The organism is Streptomyces sp. bgisy100 (assembly GCF_057709105.1).
Window position 1 is genome coordinate 45,423 of sequence record NZ_JBYITE010000044.1, and the last position, 17,498, is coordinate 62,920.

13 protein-coding genes, 1 tRNA gene and 1 pseudogene are annotated in these 17,498 nt (G+C 74.5%); 3 read left to right on the plus strand and 12 right to left on the minus strand.

Going from position 1 to position 17,498, the window contains the following annotated elements:
- Positions 1-35 precede the first annotated feature (35 nt).
- Positions 36-1,370, minus strand: a complete 1,335-nt coding sequence (locus AC3EQ1_RS24750) for a M20/M25/M40 family metallo-hydrolase (RefSeq protein WP_432096532.1) — start codon at positions 1,368-1,370, stop codon at positions 36-38.
- A 239-nt stretch (positions 1,371-1,609) separates the two neighbouring features.
- Between AC3EQ1_RS24750 and AC3EQ1_RS24755 the strand changes: the two genes are divergently transcribed.
- Positions 1,610-1,697, plus strand: a tRNA-Leu gene (locus tag AC3EQ1_RS24755).
- A 144-nt stretch (positions 1,698-1,841) separates the two neighbouring features.
- Here the strand turns inward: AC3EQ1_RS24755 and AC3EQ1_RS24760 are convergent.
- Positions 1,842-3,053 (minus strand): NAD(P)-binding domain-containing protein, encoded by a 1,212-nt coding sequence (locus tag AC3EQ1_RS24760; protein ID WP_432096533.1) that lies wholly within the window; start codon positions 3,051-3,053, stop codon positions 1,842-1,844.
- Between the two features lie 99 nt (positions 3,054-3,152).
- Positions 3,153-4,439, minus strand: a complete 1,287-nt coding sequence (locus AC3EQ1_RS24765; RefSeq protein ID WP_432096534.1) for a carboxylate--amine ligase — start codon at positions 4,437-4,439, stop codon at positions 3,153-3,155.
- A gap of 146 nt (positions 4,440-4,585) precedes the next feature.
- Here AC3EQ1_RS24765 and AC3EQ1_RS24770 point away from each other — a divergent pair, with 146 nt between their 5' ends.
- A complete protein-coding gene (locus AC3EQ1_RS24770; RefSeq protein ID WP_432096535.1) occupies positions 4,586-5,698 on the plus strand; it encodes a glycoside hydrolase family 26 protein in 1,113 nt (370 codons plus the stop codon).
- 33 nt (positions 5,699-5,731) lie between these two features.
- On the opposite strand, the gene AC3EQ1_RS24775 is transcribed toward AC3EQ1_RS24770, so the two are convergent.
- The 9 genes from AC3EQ1_RS24775 to AC3EQ1_RS24815 all read right to left on the minus strand — a co-directional run bounded on the left by AC3EQ1_RS24775 (position 5,732) and on the right by AC3EQ1_RS24815 (position 16,801).
- The gene (locus AC3EQ1_RS24775) at positions 5,732-6,916 is read right to left on the minus strand and encodes a GNAT family N-acetyltransferase (RefSeq protein WP_432096536.1); all 1,185 of its coding nucleotides are present in this window, start codon (positions 6,914-6,916) and stop codon (positions 5,732-5,734) included.
- A complete protein-coding gene (locus AC3EQ1_RS24780) occupies positions 6,913-7,560 on the minus strand; it encodes a YveK family protein (RefSeq protein WP_432096537.1) in 648 nt (215 codons plus the stop codon). Before AC3EQ1_RS24780 ends, AC3EQ1_RS24775 begins: the two co-directional genes overlap by 4 nt.
- Positions 7,561-7,568: 8 nt before the next feature.
- On the minus strand, positions 7,569-8,765 hold the full coding sequence (locus tag AC3EQ1_RS24785; RefSeq protein ID WP_432096538.1) for a glycosyltransferase: 1,197 nt from the start codon (positions 8,763-8,765) through the stop codon (positions 7,569-7,571).
- Positions 8,762-9,496 carry a polysaccharide deacetylase family protein gene (locus AC3EQ1_RS24790; protein ID WP_432096539.1) on the minus strand — a complete coding sequence of 245 codons (735 nt, stop codon included), beginning with the start codon at positions 9,494-9,496 and terminating at the stop codon, positions 8,762-8,764. The genes AC3EQ1_RS24785 and AC3EQ1_RS24790 overlap by 4 nt, the downstream gene beginning before the upstream one ends.
- Complete coding sequence (locus AC3EQ1_RS24795; RefSeq protein ID WP_432096540.1) at positions 9,486-11,309, minus strand: lipid II flippase MurJ; 1,824 nt, start codon at positions 11,307-11,309, stop codon at positions 9,486-9,488. Before AC3EQ1_RS24795 ends, AC3EQ1_RS24790 begins: the two co-directional genes overlap by 11 nt.
- Entirely contained in the window at positions 11,306-12,724 is a 1,419-nt protein-coding gene (locus AC3EQ1_RS24800; RefSeq protein ID WP_432096541.1) for an O-antigen ligase family protein, read from the minus strand. The genes AC3EQ1_RS24795 and AC3EQ1_RS24800 overlap by 4 nt, the downstream gene beginning before the upstream one ends.
- Positions 12,725-12,726: 2 nt before the next feature.
- Positions 12,727-14,229 (minus strand): sugar transferase, encoded by a 1,503-nt coding sequence (locus AC3EQ1_RS24805; protein ID WP_432096542.1) that lies wholly within the window; start codon positions 14,227-14,229, stop codon positions 12,727-12,729.
- Positions 14,226-15,629: a glycosyltransferase gene (locus tag AC3EQ1_RS24810; RefSeq protein WP_432096543.1), complete on the minus strand. Its 1,404-nt coding sequence runs from the start codon at positions 15,627-15,629 to the stop codon at positions 14,226-14,228. Before AC3EQ1_RS24810 ends, AC3EQ1_RS24805 begins: the two co-directional genes overlap by 4 nt.
- Before the next feature lie 80 nt (positions 15,630-15,709).
- Positions 15,710-16,801, minus strand: coding sequence for a DUF3344 domain-containing protein (locus AC3EQ1_RS24815; RefSeq protein ID WP_432096544.1), 1,092 nt, complete (start codon positions 16,799-16,801; stop codon positions 15,710-15,712).
- A gap of 266 nt (positions 16,802-17,067) precedes the next feature.
- On the opposite strand from AC3EQ1_RS24815, the pseudogene AC3EQ1_RS24820 reads away from it, so the two are divergent.
- Positions 17,068-17,498 (plus strand): annotated as a pseudogene (locus AC3EQ1_RS24820) (glycosyl transferase); the annotation flags it as partial.

Below are 17,498 nucleotides of genomic sequence, written 5' to 3' on the forward strand. Positions count from 1 at the left end.
CCGGAACGTGCGTCAGCTCCGGTCCGGAACGGGGGTCAGCTCTGGTCCAGGAAGCGGTCGAGCACCCGGACGCCGAACTTCAGCCCGTCCACCGGGACTCGCTCGTCGATGCCGTGGAACATGCCCGCGAAGTCCAGCTCGGGCGGCAGCTTCAGCGGCGCGAACCCGAAGCAGCGGATGCCCAGGTCGTCGAAGGACTTGGCGTCGGTCCCGCCGGACAGCATGTACGGCACGGCGCGGGCGATCGGGTCCTCGGCCTTGAGCGCCGACTGCATGGCGTCGACCAGCGCTCCGTCGAAGGTCGTCTCCAGCGCCCGGTCGGCGTGCACGTCCTCGCGCCGCACCCGCGGGCCGAGGATCCGGTCCAGGTCCGCGAGGAACTCGTCCTCGAAGCCCGGCAGGAAGCGGCCGTCCACGTGGGCGGTCGCCTGGCCCGGGATCACATTGACCTTGTAGCCGGCACCGAGCATGGTGGGCGCGGCGGTGTTGTTCAGCGTCGCGCCGATGAGCTTGGCGATCCCGCCGAGCTTGGCCAGGGTGGCCTCCATGTCCTCCGGGTCCAGCGGAGTGCCGAGCGCGTCGGACAGTTCGTCGAGGAAGGACCGCACGGTCTTGGTGACGCGGACGGGGAACTTGTGGCGGCCCAGCCGTCCGACGGCCTCGCACAGCTCCGTGATGGCGTTGTCCCGGTTGACCATCGAACCGTGGCCGGCGGTGCCGTCCACGGTGAGGCGCATCCAGTGCATACCCTTCTGCGCGGTCTCCACCAGGTAGAGGCGGAGGTTCTCGTTGACCGTGAAGGAGAAGCCGCCGACCTCGCCGATCGCCTCGCTCACCCCCTCGAAGAGCTCCGGGTGCCGGTCGACCAGGTACCGGGCGCCGTAGATGCCGCCGGCCTCCTCGTCTGCCAGGAAGGCGAGCACGACGTCGCGCGGGGGTTTGCGGCCGCTGCGCATCCGCTCCCGCACCACGGCGAGGGTCATGGCGTCCATGTCCTTCATGTCGACCGCGCCGCGGCCCCAGACGCAGCCGTCGGCGATCTCGCCGGAGAAGGGGTGGTGGGTCCAGTCGTCGGCGTTGGCCGGGACGACGTCGGTGTGGCCGTGGATCAGCAGAGCGGGCCGGGACGGGTCCTCCCCCTCGATCCGCACGACCGTCGAGGCCCGGCCCGGGTGCGACTCGAAGATCTTCGGCTCGAGCCCCACCTCGGCGAGCTTCTCGGCGACGTACTCGGCGGCGGCGCGCTCACCGGGACCCGAGTGGTCGCCGTAGTTGCTCGTGTCGATCCGGATCAGATCCCGGCAGAGGTCGACGACCTCGTCCTCGCCGGTGACGGTGCTGCTCGCCGCGGCCGAATTCGACTCGCTCACGCTGCCTCCTCGTGTTCGCGCCACGGAAGCGCCCCAGGCGGGGCGCCGCTCCGCGGCTTCGGTCCACGGCCATCCTCCCGCGCCGGGCGCCCCAGCCCAAGGCCACCGGGCCGCCGTCATCCGCCCGTCACAGTCGGCCGCCCGGGGTGCGGAGGCCCTCGGGCGGGTGATCGAGCAGCTCCGGATGTTTGCTATGGTTTTCCACGTCGGAACGGCCGCGGGCCTCCGGCGGACACCTTGTCCGGGTGGCGGAATGGCAGACGCGCTAGCTTGAGGTGCTAGTGCCCTTTATCGGGCGTGGGGGTTCAAGTCCCCCCTCGGACACCAGAGGAATCGCACCGATGGTGCCGGTCACTGCGACCGGCACCATCGGTTTTTTGTCGCCGTCGGCCGTTCGTCACCGCGTGGCCGACGGTCGGTCGACGGCGGAACGGTTGGTCCGGGCCGGGAGCGCCGTCAAAGCGGGGCGGCTCAGCTTCTCCGCTGGGGGCCTCCCACACGTCGTCGCACGCCGCCGACCAGGTGCGGCGCGGTGAAGCCGGCGCCGTAGACGAAGCGCATGGCGGGGCCGAACGACGGGGCGGCCAGCAGTCCGGCGAAGAAGAGGCCGCGGTGCGAGGACTCGAAGCGGCCGTTCAGCTGCGGCCCCCGGCCGCCGGCGACCCGGCGCAGCCCGGCGCGCAGCCCCGGGTCCAGCATCTGCAGCCGGGCGAGATCCGTCGTGAAGCCGGTTGCGGCGATCACATGCTCGGTCTCGACGGTGCGCCGCGAGCCGTCCGCGGTGGTGAATTCGAGCCGGACGCCGTCGCCCCGGGCGGCCGCGGTCCGCAGCCGGTGCCCGAGGGTGACCGGGACGCCGCTCTCGACGCGTTCCCGCAGCCACCACGCTCCGGCGGGGCCCAGCGCGGTGGACGCGATGCGCACCCGGGCGGCCGCCGGCAGCCGCCGTACCGCCCACGGGGTTTCGGAGAAGACCCAGCTGGGCCATCCGGTGCCCAGGCCGCAGTGCGGGTCGCGCAGCGAGCGGGCGAGGCTGCGGTGGAGGGGCTGCGGTGTGCTGTTCCAGGCGATCCGGCCGGCGCGGGCGACGACCTGCGCGGTGGCCCCTTCCTCCGACAGCAGCGCCGCGGTCTCCAGGGCCGCCTGCCCGGCGCCGATCACGGTGACGTGCCTGCCCTTGAAACGGGACAGGTCGTTGTGGTGGCTGCTGTGCGAGGCCAGGTCCGGCGGGAGTCCCATGAGCGTCCGCGGGACGTGGACCAGCGGCATCACCCCGACCGCCATGGCCACCGTGCGGGCCGGGATCGTCTCCCCTTCCCGGGTGCCGACGAGGAAGCCCGCCCCGCGCGGCCGTACGGCGGTGACGGTCCGTTCCTCGACCTCCGGCACGGCCTGCTCGGCGAACCACATCCCGTAGTCGGTGAAGGTGCCGATGGACATCGGGCTGCCGTGCTCGGCGGGCAGTCCGCGGGAGGCGCAGTACGCGGACAGGGTGCGGTCGCCGGTGGGGTCGGACAGGTTCGAGGACCAGGGCTCCGACTTCAGGAACATGCCCGTCGGCATGTGGTCCCGCCACGAGGCCATCGGACGGCCGAGCACGCGCAGCCGCAGTCCGGCCGCGGCCGCGTGGGCGGCGATGGACAGTCCGTAGGGGCCCGCGCCGACGACTACCAGGTCGTACATGGGTGCTTTCCACTCTCTCGTCGTGAGGAACGTGCGGTGGGTCGGGGGGAGTCAGGGGCGGTGGGGGCACGGGGGCCGGGCTCTCGGCCGGACGGTGGGTCAGGGGGCCAGGGCCGCCCGGGGGCGGGGGCGCAGCCGCCGCAGGCCCTTCCGGCCGCCGCGGCCCAGCCAGCCGGCGGCCATCGCGGCGAACGGCGCGGGGTCGTCGGCGGCGAACCAGGCGGTCTCCCCGGTCCGGCGCCGGGTGCCCCTGCCGGGGCGGCGGACGGTGTCGCGCCGCAGCCGTGCGGTGGCGGCGGTCGTGAGGCCGGACAGCAGGGCGTAGTTCTCCGCCACGAAGACCCGGCCGGGGAGGGGTTCCGCGGCGGTGACGGGCCGGCCGGTGAGATCGAGGTGCAGGGCGCGGACGACGTCCTGTCCGGCCCGGTCGGTGAAGAGCCGGAACTGCGCGCCGGGGCGGGGGTTGAAGTCGAGCAGGTGGTACCGGCCGGTGGTGGTGTCGCGCCGGAAGTCGAGGTCGAGAATCCCGCGGTAGCCCAGCCGCTGGGCGAGTCCGAGCGCGGCGCGTTCCACTTCGAGGTTGGGGAACCAGGTGCCGACGGCGGTCAGTCCGGTGCGCACCGGCCAGGCGAGTTCCTTGCGGCCGGTGCCGCCGACCAGGCAGACGGACTCCGCGCCGAAACAGCCGTGGAAGAACCAGTCGGTGCCGCGGCCGCCGGGAATGTGCTGCTGGAGCAGCAGCGGGCTGCCGGCGTGTGCGCTGTGCTCGTAGAGCGCGCGGGCCTGGTCGGGGGTGTGGACGAGCGTGGTGCTGCGCAGCCCCGTCGTCCGGGACAGCAGCCAGGGCCGGCTCCACTTCGCCACCACGGGCAGGCCGAGGTCCCGGGCGAAGCCGGCCGCCTCCCGGCCGCTTCCGGGGACGACGGTGAGCGGGTGGCAGATACCGGCGGTCCGGCACAGTTCGGCGAGTTGCGCCTTGTCGGCCACCCGCTCGGAGAGTCCGGTCGATTGATGAACCATCAGATAGCTGCCGTCGAGGTGGGGGGCGATCCGGTCGGCGGCGATCGCGCTGATGTCGTCCATGGGGATCAGCACCGCGGGACGGCCGATGTGCCGGGCGATGCGGCGGAGCGCGGGGTAGAGCCGCTCGAGGGAGGGGCCGCCGCCGGGCCAGTGGTGGGCCCGGTGCAGAAAGCGGGACCGGTTGACCGGGCTGCCGGGCGACTCGACGAGGGTGTGCACCTCGATTCCCGCCCGGCCGAGCGATCTGACGGCACCCAGTGTTCCGTGGTGAAAGGGGTTGTCGTCGAGGCGGAGCAGCAGTGCCGGCACACCGGTGTCGAACGTCGGGCGCGGAGCCGGGTGAGCCGCGGAGTCGTGGTGCACTGCTCCCCTTCGGGTCGATGGGCCGTGCGGGCGATGAATTCTCGAACGGGCTATCAGAATCCATTCAATGAGACTGTGCGAAATACGTCCCATTTACTGTCAGGGGGTATGCAGCCCGTCCGAGTTGCACGCCGGAAGGAGTAGCCATGTCCCACCCGTCCCGGCGGCTTTTGTCCATGTGCCTCGGCGTGCTCGCCGTGGTCGTGATCCTCACGGGTGCGGCCATGGCGACGGCCGGGCCGCTGCGGGGCGGGTCGCGCTCCTGGCGGCCGGAGCCGGCGGGGGTTCCGTGGGGAGCGTTCCTCGGCTCCGGAGCCGAGGGCGTACGGGACATGACGAGAATGCAGCAGTGGCTCGGCGGAACCGAGTTGCGCGTCGGGCACACCTATCTGCCGGGGAACCACTGGACCGACATCGAGGGTGACCGGGGGCTGCTGGGGGCGTGGGCGCGCTGGCGGAACGCGGACCCGGACCGGCTGTTCGTGCTGAACGTGCCGATGCTGGACCGCAACGAGGCCCGGGTGCCGGACCGCGAGGTGGCCGGACTCCTGGAGCGCGGGGCCCAGGGCGAGTTCGACGAGCACTACCGGACGCTGGCCGCGCGGCTGGTCGAACTGGGCCTGGCGGACACGGTGATCGTGCCGGGCTGGGAGATGAACGGCACCACCTACACGGGACGCTGCGCCCCGAACCCGGAGGCCTGGAAGGCGTACTGGATGGGCATCGTGATGGTTATGCGCTCGGTGCCGGGGCAGCGGTTCCGGTTCGATTTCGCGCCGAGCCGGGGGGAGGACGCCATCGGCTGGACGCACTGTTATCCGGGCGACGACGTGGTCGACATCATCGGCATGGATTCCTACGACCAGCCGCCCGGGAACGATTTCGACGAGCACGTCGACCAGCCTTTCGGACTGCGTGCCCATGTGGAATTCGCGGAGGCGCACGGCAAACCGGTCTCGTATCCGGAGTGGGGGCTCTTCCGGAACGGCGACAACCCGGAATACATGCGCAGAATGCTGAAGTGGATCGCGGATCATCCGCCGGAGTACCACACGATCACCGATTACTGTCCGCACGGGGTGTGGCGGTGCGGGAAGAATCCGCGGGCCTCCCGGGTCTTCCGTTCGGTGCAGTTCACCGGAGTTCTCGGCCCGGAGCAGGGGGCACGGGCGGACTGTCTGCAGCTGGGTCCGGTGCCGTGGCTGTCGCCGTTCGTCGGCCGGCGGCGGCTGTGCGTCCGGTTCTGGCAGGACTCCTGAGCCGGGGCTCCTGAGCCGGCCGCCGGGCCGCTGTCACCGCGGTCCGGCGCCGCCCGCCCGCCAGTTGTTGAGCCGGGTGCGCCAGGCGCGCAGGGCCGGGGCCCTGGTCCGTACCTCCTCGGCGAGCCGGGTCCGGCCCGCCACCTGTGCCGCGTAGAGCCGCAGCATCGGCTCCAGCTCCCGGCGGGCCAGCAGATAGCGCTGGTTGACCACGCGCTCCGGCCGCCAGTGGTGCTTGTAGGCCTCGTCGCCCCGCAGCAGGCTGAGGGCCCGGCCGGTCCGGGCGGCGCAGTCCGCGTCGTGGCGCAGCAGCATGGTGTTGATGTCGGCCTTGGCGGCCCGGAGATCGGGGTGGGCCCCGTACAGGTAGCCGCCGGCGAGGCCGGACGACGTCAGGGTCACGTCCACCGCGGCCACGTGGCCGTCGAGCCGGTACTCGGTGACGACGGCGTGCCCCGCCCCGACCATCAGGGGGACCGCTCGCAGCAGATGGGCGGCGAACCGGGGGCGGAGGTGCTCGGGGGTCACCCCGCGCCCCTGCCACTGCAGGCTGTGCAGCCGGAGCATGGTCTCGACCGCGCGGGGCACCTCGTGTTCGGGCACGGGGCGGTCCTCGAGGTCCAGGCCGGCGAGCTTGCGCAGCTTGGCGCGGGAGCGGCGGGCGCTGGACGCGGGCATCCGCCGGAGCAGTTCCTCGACGGGAACGCCCGGGAGCTCCAGGCACAGCGAGTCCTCCCGGCGGCGCCGGGGGCCGGGCCAGAGCTCGAAGAGCCGCTCGGCGGCGGCGCCCGGGCGGGCCTCCCGCAGGTCGACGACGGCGGCCCGGGCCGCCTGGCTCAGCCCGTTGACCAGTGCGTGCGCCGCGGCGTCCGCGCAGGAGTCGTCGATCAGCACATCGAGGAAGTCCGAGAGGGTGCCGCCCAGGGGGGTGAGGGCGGGCATCGGACGGTAGGTCAGTATCAGCGGGGCGGCGCCGACCAGCCGGCCGTCCCGGTGCACCAGCAGCAGCCGCAGCCGTCCCGGCGTCCCGTAGGACTGCCACCACGAGTGCAGCCAGGCGTGGGTCTGGAACGGGGTGGCGCTGCGGCAGCGCCGGTGCAGGCCGTCCCAGGCGGGGGCGAGCCGGGCGAAGCGGTCGGGGTCGCCGCACAGGGTCACGGACAGGCCGGTGGGAAGCTGCGGACCGGGCCGGGCGCGGGCGGTCGTCGGCGCCGTCACCTGGCACCGTCCGCGGCGGGCCGGTCCACGGCCCGTCGGCGGGTGCCGGGCTGGACCAGCATCACCAGGCAGCCCAGCAGGCCACCGGCGCAGGCGCCGACGCCGACGCCGATCTTCGCCGACGGGGAGGTCGGGGCGGCAGGGGTGAGCGCTTTGGAGAGGACCGCGAGCCGCACTCCGGTGTTGGACGCGGAGGCGTTCGCGTAGCTGGTGAGAGCGCGGGCGACCTCGTTGGCGTTGACGGCGGCCTGTTCGGCGCGGGAGTCACTGCCCTGGATCTCGATCATCGGGGCTTCGGGCGAGGTGAGGGCCCGGACGCGCTTCCGGAGGGTCTCCGCGGGGACACCGGCGGCCGTCTGGGCGTTGTCGAGGACGGCCCCGCCGGTGACGACCCGGCCGTAGGCGTGGGCGAAGCCGAGGGCGGTCGCCGGGTCCGCGGCCTTGCCGGGTGCCACCACCACATAGCTGGAGGCGGTGAACCGGGGCGCCTTCACCAGGCCGTAGACCCCGCCGAGGAGCCCGCCGAGCAGGGCCAGCAGCAGCACGGGCGCCCAGATGGGCAGCGGCCTGGGCAGGAAGGACGGGGAGGACAGGCGGCGGGCGGTCCGGGGCTCGGACGGCTTCGTCAGGACGGTTTCGGTCATGGCGGCGGTCACCTCTTCGGATGGGACAGGGTGGGAACGGAGCGGTGCGGTACGGCGGGCGGGCGGCGGGCGGCTCCGGCGGTGGCCAGGGCGCGGTCGTAGACGGCCACCAGTTGTTCGGCGCTGTGCGCGATGTCGTAGCGCCGGACGGCGGGAGCGGGCAGGCGGAGCGGGGTGGCGGCCGGATGCCGGCGGGCCGCGGCGGCCAGGGCGTCGGCCAGCGGCCCGGCGCCGGGGGCGATCCGGAGGGCGCCGGGAGCCTCGTCGGCCGGGAGTTCGTCGATGGCGGGGCTGGTGACGTGGAGGACGGGCAGTCCGGCGGCGAGGGCCTCCAGCACGGCGAGGCCGAAGGTCTCCTCGGTGGAGGGGGAGACGAACAGGTCCATGGCGGCGAGGAGTCCGGGAACGTCCGTGCCGCGGCCCGCGTCGGAGGCCACCGCGCCGCCGCACTCGCCGGTCAGCCGGACGCGGGCGGAGATGCCGAGCCGGAGCGCCTGTTCCCGCAGGGCGGTGCGCTCGGGTCCGTCGCCCGCCAGCAGCAGCCGGACGCCGGGCACGCGCGCGGCGGCGTCGAGCAGGACGTCGTACCGCTTTCCGGGGACGAGCCGGCCCACTCCCCCGGCCACGAAGGCGTCGTCGGGGATGCCGAGCCGGGCGCGGGCGGCGGCGCGGGCCGCGGGGTCGAAGCGGAAGTGGCCGGCGTCGATGCCGTTGGGCACCACCCGGATGCGGTGGCCGGGAACGCCCCAGGCGCGCAGCCGGGCCGCGACGGTGGCGGAGACGGCGACGGTGGCCGATCCCAGGCGCTCGGTGGCGAGGTAGAGGGCGCGGTTCGCGGCGGTGAGCGGCCGGCCCTCGATGCCGGCCGCGCCGAGGGAGTGCTCGGTGGCGACCACGGCCCGTACCCCGGCGGTCCGGGCGGCGGTGCGGCCGAAGACGCAGGCCCGGTAGAGGTGGGTGTGGACCAGGTCGTAGCGGCCTGCCCGGACCGTGCGGACGAGCCGGGGCAGCGCGGACAGGTCGCGGTTGCCGCGCATGCCCAGATCGGTGACGCGGGTGCCGTCGGCCCGGATGCCGCGGGCCACGGCGCCGGGGTTGGTGAGGGTGAGCACATCGCACCGGACCGGCAGGTGGCGCAGGAGCAGCCGGAGTTGCTGTTCCGCGCCGCCCGCGCCGAGACCGGTGATGATGTGCAGCACTCTCATCGCGCGACTCCGGCGCGCGGCGCGTCGGGCATCGCCCGGCGGCGGAAGGGGTGCAGCAGCCGCTTGACGGTGAGCCGCAGCGCGGTGTCGTCGTTGCCGATGTGGATGCGCGGCAGGGCGTACGGGCCGGTGAGCGGGCCGGGGTCGATGGCGCAGGCGTAGCTGTAGCCCGCGCCGCGCACGGCGCCGACGGCCCGGGCGTCGACGTCGCCGTAGGCGTAGCAGTAGCCCTCGACGGGGCGGTCGGTGATCTCGCGGAGCAGTTTGCGGCTGTGGGCGGTCTCCGCGAGGAGGGTGGCCTCATCGGCGTCGGGGAGGCTCACGTGGCGCAAGCCGTGGGAGCCGATCTCCATGCCGGCGATCGCGGCGTTCCGGACGCCCTCCTCGGTGAGCAGCGGCTTGCGGGGGCCGAGCGGGTCCCAGGCGTTGTCGCCGCCGAGGCGGCCGGGGAGCACGAAGACCGTGGCGGTGAAGCCGTGTTCGCGGAGCAGCGGGACGGCGTTCTCGGTGAAGTCGGCGTAGCCGTCGTCGAAGGTGAGGCCGACCAGCCGGGATCCGCGGCCCGCGGCGCGCTCCCGGAGCAGTTCGGCGATGCCCACGCCGCGCAGCCCGCGGTTCTTCAGCCACCGCAGCTGGCGGCGCAGCCGGTCGGGGGCGACGGTGACCCGGTAGGGGTCCTCCGTGCAGCGGGTGACGGAGTGGTACATCAGCAGCCAGGGTTCAGCGGGCATGGCGGCGCCTTCGGTCGACGGAGGAGAGCAGCAGCCGGATTTCCGGTGCGCGGAGGCAGAGGGCCGTGGCGGCGAACGCGGTGGGGACGACGAGGCCGCCGGCCGCCGCGGCGACCGGGGCGGTGCCGCACGCGGATGCCGCGGCCCAGCCGGCGGCCGTGGCGACGGCGGCGGCGAGCGCGAGCCGGCCCAGTCCCGTCGTCACCCGGCGGACGTCGACGGCGATGCCCTGCCGGCCGAGGCCGCGGAGCAGCAGCAGCGCGGTGACGAGGATGCCCAGCGCGTTGGCGGCGGCGATGCCCCGCACTCCGCAGTACGGGACGGCGGCCCGGGCACCGGTGATGGTGATCAGCAGTCCCGCGGCCATCGACGCGGCCGGGTGCCAGGTGGGCCGGGCGGCGGAGAAATAAGGCCGGATCAGCGCGCCGGTGAGGCTGTGGCCGAGCAGCCCGAGGGCGTAGACGCGCATCACGGAGGCCGTCGCCGCGGTGTCGTGGCTGTCGAAGGCGCCCCGCTGGAAGAGGAGCTGGATCAGCTGGGGGGCGCAGGCGGCGACGTACGCGGCGCCGAGCAGCACCACCAGACCGGCGAGGGTCAGGTCCCGCTCGACGCGGCGGCGGGCGCGGTCGGCCTGGCCGTCGGCCATGGCCCGGGCGACGAGCGGGAACGTCACCGTGCAGACCATCAGCGAGAGGACCATGGGGACCTGCGCCACCTTCTGCGCGTAGTTCAGGTGCGAGATGGCTCCGGCCGGCAGCGAGGAGGCGAGATGGCGTTCCACCAGGACCTGCGCCTGCCGGGTGAGGGCGAAGAGGGCGACCGGCGCGAGGACGGGGCCGCACAGGGGCGCCGTGCGGACCCGTGGCGTACGGACCCGCGGCGTCCGGTGCGGGCCACCGGACGGCGCAGGGGTGCCCCCGGACGGTCCGGCCGGCGCGGCGAGCGGGCCGGCCGGACGCCGCAGGCCGGGCAGGACGACGGTGCGGACGCGTGCCAGGGCGCCGGGCACGGCCGCCGGTACCGGAGAGCGGTCTCCCGGGCGCTCCGGGGCGCGGCGGAGATGCCGGCCGGTCCGGGCGGGCAACTGCCGCAGAATCGACGGCAGTTGCACCAGGACCATCAGAACGCCGCCGAGGGCGACCCCCGCGGCGGCGGCCCGGACCCCGCCCGTGCGGTGCAGGGCCAGCACGGTGGCGATGATCCCGGCGTTGTAGGCCACGTAGATGGCTGCCGGGGGCACGAACCGCCGGTGGGCGCGGAGGGCGGCGCTGAAGTATCCGGCGATGCCGAAGCAGAGGACGGTGACGGCGGTGAACCGGGTGCAGTCCACGGCGGTGCCGGGGTCGGCGAGTCCGGGCGCGAGCAGCCGGACCAGCCAGGGTGCCGCGGCGGCGAGCGCCACGGAGGATCCGGCGAGCGTCAGGAACAGCCGGGGGGCGGTCGCGGCGACGAGCCCGCCGACGGGATCCGGGCCCGCGTCCGCGGAGCCCGCGGCGCGCCGGGAGAGCGCCAGGCTGAAGGCCGGGATCATCACCAGCGCCATGGCGTCCTCGATGAGCAGGGTCGCGGCGATCTCGGGCACGGTCCAGGCGACGAGGAACGCGTCGGTCTCGCCGTTCGCGCCGAAGAGATGGGCGATCAACTGGTCCCGGACCAGCCCGAACAGCGCCCCGGCGGCGGTGAGGACGGCGGTGACGGCCGCGGCCCGGGCGACGAACCGCTCGCCCGGCCGGGGCGCCGGGGCACCGGCGGGCGCCCCGGTCCCGGCCGGTGTGCCGGCCGTGTGCTGCGGCACCGTCACCGCGTCGCTCATGGGTGGCCCGTCCCGCCCGGGACCATAGCGACCGCCGCCGAGGCCGGTGCCGGCACGCTGCCGACCGGCGGGCCCTCCACCCGGGCCTCGCTGCCCAGGGCCCACCAGGCGGCCAGTCCGTACATCAGGGCGGTGATGACGGTCTCCGGGCCGCCGATGTCCGCGTACAGGAAGTCGGCGAGCTGGTATACGAGCAGACCGGCGGCGGCCAGACCGCAGTCGGCGGGCTTTCCGGTGCGCAGGGCGCCCCGGCCGCGGCGCAGCCGCCGTACGCCGAGGACGAGGACGGCGGTCCAGCTGCCGACGACGGCCGTCAGCCCGACGAGGCCCTGCTCGCTGAGGACGAGCAGATACATGTTGTGCGGGGTGAGCAGCGGCTCCCGCTGGAACTTCGCGCCGGCGGACGCGGTGTCGCTGCTGGAGGAGAGGCCGATGGACGCGTGGGCGTCGCGGTGCGCCGGGTACCCCTTGAGCCCCACACCGGTCACGGGCGCGTCGCGCCACATGGAGACGGCGGCGGACCACATCGCGTACCGGTCGGTGACCGACCGGTCGGGGGTCTCGGCGACCTCGGTGATGCTGGTGAGCCGTTCGCCGATGAGTGCGGAACCGACGCCGGCCCCGCCGACCAGGACGACGGCGGCGGCGACCAGGACGGCCATGGAGCCCAGGGCGGTGCGCAGTCCGGCGAGGAGGAGGACGGCGGTGCAGGCCAGCGCGGTGGCGATCCAGGCCCCGCGGCTGAACGAGAAGGCGAGCGGGACCAGCAGGAGTGCCGAGGTGCCGAGCGCGGCGGGCCGCACCCAGCGGGGACTCCCGGCGGGCGGGGCCAGCCCCAGAGCGAGGGCGAGCACCACGCCGTGGGCGACGACGGTGGCCATGCCCATCACGTCGAGCGCGCCGAAGGTGCCGACGGCCCGGATGTACCGTCCGGCGTACGAGGCACCCGATTCGGTGACGTACTGGTGGACGCCGACCGCGCCCTGGAAGACGGCGACCGCGATCAGCGCCGTGGCCACCCAGCGGAAGTCGCGGCGGGAGCGGAGCAGCAGCAGGACCGCGGCCGGGACGAGGACGAAGATCTGCACGTAGCGCACGAAGCCCGGCAGGCTCGTCTCCGGATCCCGGGAGGCGACGGTGGCCAGGGCGAACGCGACGGCGGGCGTCCCCAGGACCACCACGGCGGTCCGGGTCAGCGGCCGTTCCCGGTCCCGCAGCAGGGCGACGGCGCAGATCACCACGAGCACGGCCGAGGCCACGTCGGCGGTGGTGATGTGCACGGCCGTGGTGATGTCCGCCTCGTCCCGCCGCCCGGGCGCGCAGAGCAGCAGCACGGTGGCGACGGCGGGCAGCACACGCCACAGCCCGGCGCAGCGGGCCCGCAGCGACGCCGGGAGGATCGGCAGGGTGGTCATCCTCAGCTGCCTCCGTGTCGGAAGAGGGAGCCCGCGGTGCGCAGCAGGATGCGGACGTCCTGCCAGAGCGACCACGTCTCGATGTAGTGGTTGTCGAACCGGGCCCGGTCCTCGATGGAGGTGTCGCCGCGCAGCCCGTGGACCTGCGCGAGGCCGGTGATGCCGACGGGCATCCGGTGGCGGGCGGCGTAGCCCGGGTGCGCCTTGCTGAACTGCCGTACGAAGAAGGGCCGTTCGGGCCGCGGACCGACCAGGCTCATGTCCCCGCGCAGCACGTTCCACAGCTGCGGGAGCTCGTCCAGCGAGGTGCGCCGCAGCAGCCGGCCGACGGCGCTCATCCGCCGGTCGTCGGCGACGTTCCAGAGCGTGGCGGACTCGTGTTCGTCGGCCGGGCGCAGGGTGCGGAACTTGAGGACGGTGAACGGCCGTCCGGCCATCCCGACCCGCTCCTGGCGGAAGATAACTCCCGGTCCGTCGGACCACCGCACGGCCACGGCGCAGGCCAGCAGGACGGGTGCGGCGCAGATCAGGGCGACCGCGGCGACCAGGACGTCCAGTGCCCGCTTGCCGAGGATGCCCAGGTGGTTGCGGGGCGGTGCGTCGAGGCGCCGGCAGGCGAAACCCCAGAGGTGGTCGGGGCCGCCGGGCCGGCGGGGTCCGGTGTCGGCGGCGGGTTCGGCGTGCACCAGCCAGACCGTGCAGCCCTGCTCGGCCAGCAGCCGGGCGAGCGCGGCATCCCGGGGGTCCTCCCAGGGGCCGCGGGTGAAGACGGCGTCCCGTACGGCGTTCTGGATGACGGCCCGGGTGATGTCCTCGGGCGACACGAGCACCGGGACGGGCAGCTCGGCGGGGGGTGACGGGTCGTCGGCCGGCTCCGGTGCGGGTGCTGGGAGGACCAGGCCGACCGGGTGAATGCCGTACTCCGGGTGGTCGTGCAGGGCCGCGGTGACCCTCCGGCCGGCCGCGCCGCCGCCGACGACCAGGGCGGAGTGCGGATGGCGCCGCCGGTTGCGGCGGCGCAGCAGGTGGACGGCGCCGCGCAGCAGTCCCGCGCAGGTCAGGTGCACCGTCACGACGGCCGCCAGCAGGGCCCACCCGGGGGCGGCGGAGGGGCGTACGCACACCAGGACGGCCGTCGCCACGCACCAGGCGATCACGCAGTGGGGCAGCAGCCGGGGCAGTTCGTCCAAGGCCGTGGTGGCGGGTCCGGGCCGGTGCAGGCCGCGTCGGGCGTTGAACAGCAGGACCACCGCCAGGGCCGGGCCGAGGGCGACGGCCGCCCGGACGGGCTCGCCGAGCGGGACCGCGGCGGCCGTCGCGGCGAGGACGTCGGCGCCGGCCAGCAGGACGACGGCACGCCCGGCGTACGGGGGCCTGCGCTGTTCGGCCGGGGCGGGACGGCGCGGCGGCCGGCGCGGTGTGAAGACGGGCACCGCACGGCTCGTGTCCACCGGCAGCGACATGACCCGCCCGGGCTTCGGCACCCCTGCGTTCTCCGTGCTCATCGCCTGATGCGCTCCCTGGAGTCGGTGGACGGGCCCGGCCGGTCGACGGGTCCCTGGCGCGCACCGGGTGCCGCTCCCCCGGGCAGGCCCTGCCCGGACGGGCCCTGCCCGGACGGGCCGTCCCCGGCAGGTGCGGGCGCGCAGGGGCCGGGCTCGGCGCGCGCGGCCGCGGACGGGCCGGGCTCTTCTGGGCGACCGTGTGCGGACGGGCCGCGCTTCGGGCGACCGGGCACGGACGGGTGAGGGGTGAACGGGGCCGGCCGGAGCAGGTCGCCGTAGAGGCGGGTGACGGCGGCCGTGGTGCGCCGGATGTCGTACGCGCCGCGCACCTGCTCGCGGGCCTGCTCCCCCAGCGTGCGGCGGCGTCCGGGATCGAGCAGCAGGGCGGTCAGCGCGCGGGCGAGCGCCCGGGGGTCCTCGGGCGGCACCAGACAGCCGTCGGCGTGGCCGGGGGCCAGACTCTCCCGTGCGCCCGCCACCTCGGAGACCACCACCGGGCGGGCGCAGGCCATGGCCTCCAGCGGGGCGAGCGCCATGCCCTCCCACCGGGACGGCAGGACGACGAGGTCCGCCGCGGTGTACCAGGGAGCGGTGTCGTCGGCGGCACCGGCGAACAGCACGCCCGGTGGCGCGGCTTCGCGCAGCGCGCCGTGGTCGGGACCGTCCCCGACGAGGGCGAGCACGGCGCCGGGCACCGCGGCCGCCACCGCGGGCCAGGCGCGCAGCAGGACGTCCTGGCCCTTCTGCCGGCACAGCCGTCCCACGCAGACCACCAGCGGTGCCCGGTGGGGCAGTTCCCGCAGGGCGGGCAGTGCGGCCCGGGCGTCCTCCCGGGCCGCCGGGCCGGCGGGCCGGAAGCGGTCGGTGTCGACGCCGTTGCGGACGACCGCCCACCGGCCGGGCACCCCGGCCCGGACACCGCGCAGCCGTTCGTCCTCGCTGACGCACAGCACCCGCTGCGCCCAGCGGGCGGCGTACCGCTCCCAGCGCAGGGCCAGCTCGGCGGTGCGCCCGCCGACGGCCTCGAAGGACCAGGCGTGCGGCTGGTAGACGGTGGGGATCCGGCCGCGGACGGCGAGCCGGGCGGCGAGCCCGGCCTTGGCGCTGTGCGCGTGCACCAGCCCCGGCCGGGCACGCCGGATCAGCCGGGCCAGCCGCAGCGTCTCCAGGGGAAGGCGCCGCCCCGGTTCACGGCCGGCGGGCCAGCTCAGCACCTCCGCGCCGGCGTCCGCCGCGGCGTCGCCCAGCCCGCCCCCGGGAGGGCAGGCGACCACAACGCGCAGGCCCGACCGGGCCTGGCTGCGCACCAGGTCGACGACGACCCGGGCGACGCCGCCGTCGACGGGCTGGGAGATGTGCAGCACCGTCGGCAGGCGTCCTTCACGCTTGTGTTGCGGCACGCGTCGCTCCCGTACACGGACCGGATGGAACCAGGCCCGGCGGCGAAACGGCGCCGCCGGGGTGCTGCGTGGCGGCGGCGTCAGCGACTGGCGTCGGCCTGCAGGAACAGGGCTCCGACGTGGTAGCCCTCCTCCTCGGTGCCGAAGCCGACCGTGAGCTCCTCGGCCCCGTTTCCGAGGACCGGCCGCAGGTCGTAGACGTCGGAGTCGTAGCCGAGGGTGTTGCGGTAGGAGGGCTGGCGCCCGGAGACCGGCCGGCCGGCGTCGGCGATCGTCGAGTTCATCGCGTCGTCGGCCGGGTTGGCGTCGTCGTGCAGCGCGACCGCCGGGGCCCGGTCGGCCCGCACGCTGAGCGCGTTGCGGCCGGAGCCCCGGTCCCCGTCGTAGGCGACGACGCCGAGACTGCCCGAGCCCTTGGCGGGGATGCGCAGACCGTCGAGTGTCAGGGCGTAGCTGCGCCGCTCCGCGCTCACGCTCTCGAATCCGTCCCAGACGGCGAGTTCGCGCAGCGGCGCGGTCTGGTCGGTGTAGGCGACGACCAGGGTCCAGCCGCCCCAGGTGCCCGCGGCCGAATGCCCCTTGGCGATATTGATCTGCGCCACCGTGAAGGCCCCGGGATTGGCGTCCTTCACGATGTCGGTGACATCCGCCGAGGCCGAGTAGGCGTCGAATCCATTGCCGGAGAGATGGCCGATCGTGGTGTCGGCGAGGACTTCCTTGTACTGGCCACCGGGTTCGGCGAAGAGCACCCGCCCGTTGTCCTTGACCGGCTTCTGCTCGCCGACGCGCAGATTGCCGCCCCAATAGAGGCGGGCATAGCTCACGGTGGAATTCTCGGGAAGTTTCAGCTCCGCCCGGCTGGAGTTGTAGGTGTTCGGGTCCTTGTCGACATCGATGTACGTCATGCGGTAATCGCCGTTGGACCCCTTGGCGCCCGCCTTCGCGTCCGCGCACGGAACCTTCGCACCGGCAGTGGACTCGCAGGTCACGGAGGTGTTGGCGGTCCGGACGAGGCCTCCGTGCTGAACCGCCCGATAGCGCTCGGTGAACGGAATCCGGGAGGCTTCCCCGACAGCCGCCGCGGCCGCGGCCTGCGGCAGCGCCGTCGTCAGGGCGACGGACGACAACGCGCACAGCATGCTCCGGCCCGTCCTGCCCAGGGAAACCTGCATGACTGACCCTCCGACTTCAGCAAGATAATCCGACTGATCAGACCCTGGCAGATCTCCCTTTCCGAATTGCGCAGGACGCGCCCGAATACGCCGAGCGGGTGGGGCCCCTTTCGGCGGAACGCCCGTGGCGCGCCGTAAGTGCGATGTACACAACGTCGATCGAACTGCTCGTTACCTTGTCCTCTCGGTTGATGACCACTGGAAGTGAGCCATCCGGGTCATCGCTCCACAACGTTTCGTCCGAACGAGTCCGCGGGGGCGCCCCGATGGCATCGCACCGTCAGGTCTACGACTACGAGCGCTACAGCCGGCTGGCCGGTCCGCTCACCGAGCCCGAGCCGGGCCGCCCCTACCGGGTCCGCTACCGCAGCCTGCTGGCGCAGGAGCCCCACCGGATCCGCGCCGCGCTGCTGCTCGGGGCGGCCCCCGTTCTCTCAGCCGTGCTCCTGGTCTGGCTGCTGCAGCCGGAGCACTGGGTGCACCGGACGTACGCAGCCGGGTGGGAGACGGCGGCGGACACCACGATGCTCGTCTCCATCGGGCTGATCGAACTGTTCCGGCTGTTCACGGTGGTCTCCAACGCGCATGCCACGCTGGTGGCGCGGGATCCGGTGCCGGTGGTGCCGGAGAAGGGCACCAAGGTCGCCTTCCTCACCTCGTTCGTGCCCGGCAAGGAGCCGATCGAGATGGTGACCAG